The sequence below is a fragment of the Pseudomonas sp. K5002 genome (assembly GCF_013386655.1).
Classification (GTDB): domain Bacteria; phylum Pseudomonadota; class Gammaproteobacteria; order Pseudomonadales; family Pseudomonadaceae; genus Aquipseudomonas.
This window is the reverse complement of the sequence record NZ_JACARK010000838.1, coordinates 348-3,846: the sequence shown is the minus strand read 5'-3', so window position 1 is coordinate 3,846 and position 3,499 is coordinate 348. Positions and strand designations below refer to the sequence as shown.

Below are 3,499 nucleotides of genomic sequence, written 5' to 3'. Positions count from 1 at the left end.
CGCCGGCCAAACTGCCCCTGACCCTGCTGCTGGCCCTGCCCCGTCCGAAAATGCTCCGCCGGGTGCTGCAAACCGTGGCGTCCATGGGCGTGCCGCGAGTGGTGCTGGTGAACAGCTATCGCGTGGAAAAAAGCTTCTGGCAGACGCCGTTCCTGGAGCCGGAAGCGATTCGCGAGCAATTGATCCTCGGCCTGGAACAGGCCCGGGACACGGTGCTGCCCGAGATCGTGATCGAAAAGCGCTTCAAGCCATTCGTCGAAGACCGCCTGCCCGCCATGGCGCAAGGCACCCTCGGCCTGATTGGTCACCCTGGCGACTATCCGCCCTGCCCTCGCGGGCTGGATGAGCCGGTCACCCTGGCCATCGGGCCGGAAGGCGGCTGGATTCCCTACGAGGTGGACCTGCTGGCCAAGGCCGGGTTGCAGCCGGTGCAACTCGGCGCGCGCATCCTGAGAGTCGAAACCGCCGTCACCGCGCTGCTCGCCCGCCTTTTCTAACACCGCCCTCTCCTGTAGGAGCGAGCTTGCTCGCGAAAAACTCAAGGACACCGCGCTCACTCAGAATGCCCGCGTTATCGTTGACGACCTTCGCGAGCAAGCTCGCTCCTACAGAAACATCCGAATCTGCCGATACGCTCTGAATAAGTCCAAGCCTTGTTCCAGGGGAGTTCGCAGCATGTATCGTTGGTTAGCCGAGAAACTGGGGAATGTCAGCGTCAACCGCAAGCTGAGCATAGGCTTCGGCCTGGTATTGGTCTTGACCCTATTGATCACCTTCACCGGCTGGACCGGCCTCAGCGGCGTGATCAGCCGTGGCGACAAGCTGGGCTACATCTCCAGCCTCAACGGGCTGACCAAGGACCTGCGCCTGGCGCGACTGGACTTCGAAATGCGCCGTGGCGAACAAGGCACCAGCGCGGTCAACGACCTGATCACCCAGCTGGACAGTGGCCTGAAAACCGCCGCAGACCTGATCGAGCAACCCGACGACAAGCTCGTGGTAGAGCAGCAACAGGATGCCTTGGGCCAATACAAAAAAGCCTTCGGCGCCATGGTGCAGGCCGGCCTCAAGCGTGAAGGCGCCCGCAGCAAACTGGGCGATACCGCCGACAACGCCGTCGCGAAAATCAACGAAGTGGAAAAATCCCTGCTGCAAGGCGACAGCGTCACCCTGTTCAACAGCGTGGTCGACCTGAGCAAACTGATCCAGCAAGCGCGCTTCCAGGTGCGCGGCTACACCTACAGCGGCAAGGTCGAGGCCGAACAACCGGCCCTGGATGCCATCGACAACGCCCTGAAGAAAATCACCGACCTCAACGACCAGTTGCCCGAGCAATATCGGGCCAACCTGCAAGAAGCCAGCGTCTCGCTGCAGGCCTACCGCGCCGCCGTGAGCCAGTACCGCGACTCCCAGGTGGCCAGTGCCGCCGCGATGAAAATCATGGGCGAGCAGGGCGATATCCTGCTCGACCGCAGTAACAAACTCACCACTTCGCAAACCGTGGTGCGTGATACCGATGCCGCCCACGCCAAGAACCTGCTGTTACTGGCCACCGCCCTCGCGCTGGCGTTTGGTGTACTCGCCGCCTGGGCCATTACCCGGCAGATCGTGATTCCATTGAACCAGACCCTCAAAGTCGCCGAACGCGTGGCGTCCGGCGACCTGAGCCACAACCTGATCTCCCAGCGCCAGGATGAACTGGGGCAACTGCAACGGTCGATGCAAAGCATGACCGTGGGCCTGCGGGAGCTGATTGGCGGTATCAGCGACGGCGTCACCCAGATCGCCAGTGCCGCCGAGCAGCTATCGGCCGTTACCGAGCAGACCAGCGCCGGGGTCAACAGCCAGAAGGTCGAGACCGACCAGGTGGCCACCGCCATGAACGAAATGGCCGCCACCGTGCAGGAAGTCGCCCGTAACGCTGAAGAAGCCTCGGAAGCCGCCGTAGCCGCCGACCAACAGGCCCGTGAAGGCGACAAGGTGGTCGGTGAGGCCATCGCCCAGATCGAGCGCCTGGCCAGCGAGGTGGGCAACTCCACCGAAGCCATGGGCCATCTCAAGCGTGAGAGCGACAAGATCGGCAGTGTGCTGGACGTCATCAAGTCAGTGGCCCAGCAAACCAACCTGCTGGCCCTTAACGCAGCGATTGAAGCGGCGCGCGCCGGTGAAGCCGGACGCGGTTTTGCGGTGGTTGCCGATGAAGTGCGCAGCCTGGCCCAGCGGACGCAGAAGTCCACCGAGGAGATCGAAGAGTTGATCGTCGGCCTGCAAAGCGGCACCCAGCAGGTGGCAACCATCATGGACAACAGTCGCGGCCTGACCGACAGCAGCGTCGAGCTGACCCGTCGGGCCGGCAATGCCCTGGAGAACATCACCCGTACCGTCTCGGCGATCCAGGCGATGAACCAGCAGATCGCCACCGCCGCCGAGCAGCAAAGCGCCGTGGCCGAAGAGATCAACCGCAGCGTGCTCAACGTGCGGGATGTTTCCGAACAAACCTCGGCGGCCAGCGAAGAAACCGCGGCTTCCAGTGCCGAGCTGGCGCGCCTGGGGGTTTACCTGCAAAGCCTGGTAGGTCGCTTCAAGGTCTGACCCGCTTGCGGCGGCCATCAGGGCCGCCGCTCCGACAATATGTGAAATTTCCTACGCGTTTTTCAGGTCGTGGATCACACACCTGGCGCCGAATAAAAGTAGCGTTTCAACTCCCCTGACCATTGTTGGCCGGACGCTTGAGACGCTCCTTTTGATTCGTTGGAGGTTCACCATGTTTCGTCCACTGACCCGCCTGCTCGGAAACATCAGCATCAGCCTCAAACTTGCCCTGGGCTTTGGCCTGGTGCTCAGCCTCAGCCTGATCATCGCCTCTACCGGCTGGCAAGCCTTGAGCGCATCCCTCGAGCGCTCCCAAAAACTCACGCTGCTCTCGCAATTGGCAGTCGTCGGCGAAGAGTTGCGCGCTGATCGCATCGTCTATCGCACCCTGAACGACCCGGCCAGCCTGTCCAAAATAGAGCTGCACATGGACAAGATCGACCAGTTTCTGGTGGATCTTTCCCCACGATTTACCGACCCGGTCAACCAACAACAACTGCAGGAAAGCCGACGCTTCGTCACCAGTTTCAAGACCGCCTTAAGCGGCTTGGAGGGGCTGATCAAGCAACGTGAAAACGCCCGTGAACAGCTCAAGCGCAGCTCAGTCCAGAGCAGTGACAGCCTCTCTGAACTGTCGAGCAACCTGCCCAATCAAGACGATGAAAAGGCTCTCGATGCCGTGGAACAATTGCGCCAGGCCCTGGAACAAGCCGAAGACCGCGCCCAGAGCCCCGCCTGGGCCGCTGCGTCATTGGACGCCTACGCCAAGGGCGTGGGTGATGCGCTACTGGCCCTGGATGGCGCCCAGGCGGCGGTAGGCGCGCTGCCGGTTGACGCCAGCGCCCTGAAAAAAGTCCTGCTCGATTTTCGGACTCACCTGACACGCCTCAAGGACGCCCAACTCAGC

At 62.0% G+C, this 3,499-nt stretch carries 3 protein-coding genes and 1 pseudogene; all 4 read left to right on the top strand.

Annotation, left to right across the window (positions count from 1 at the left end; translation table 11 throughout):
• Positions 1–497: 16S rRNA (uracil(1498)-N(3))-methyltransferase (locus HX846_RS29635; protein WP_178966733.1), on the top strand; the 497-nt coding region annotated here is incomplete at its 5' end.
• A gap of 178 nt (positions 498–675) precedes the next feature.
• A pseudogene (locus HX846_RS40485) lies at positions 676–1,734 on the top strand (methyl-accepting chemotaxis protein); the annotation flags it as partial.
• Entirely contained in the window at positions 1,720–2,592 is an 873-nt protein-coding gene (locus HX846_RS40480) for a methyl-accepting chemotaxis protein (RefSeq protein ID WP_371103578.1), read from the top strand. The pseudogene HX846_RS40485 and the gene HX846_RS40480, both read left to right, overlap by 15 nt.
• A gap of 172 nt (positions 2,593–2,764) precedes the next feature.
• Positions 2,765–3,499 (top strand): methyl-accepting chemotaxis protein (locus tag HX846_RS29625; RefSeq protein ID WP_256740093.1); only part of this gene is annotated, 735 nt, incomplete at its 3' end.

Excerpts from the sequence above, each read along its gene's own strand:
- HX846_RS40480 (WP_371103578.1), top strand. The coding sequence starts at position 1,720 with ATGCAAAGCATGACCGTGGGCCTGCGGGAGCTGATTGGCGGTATCAGC.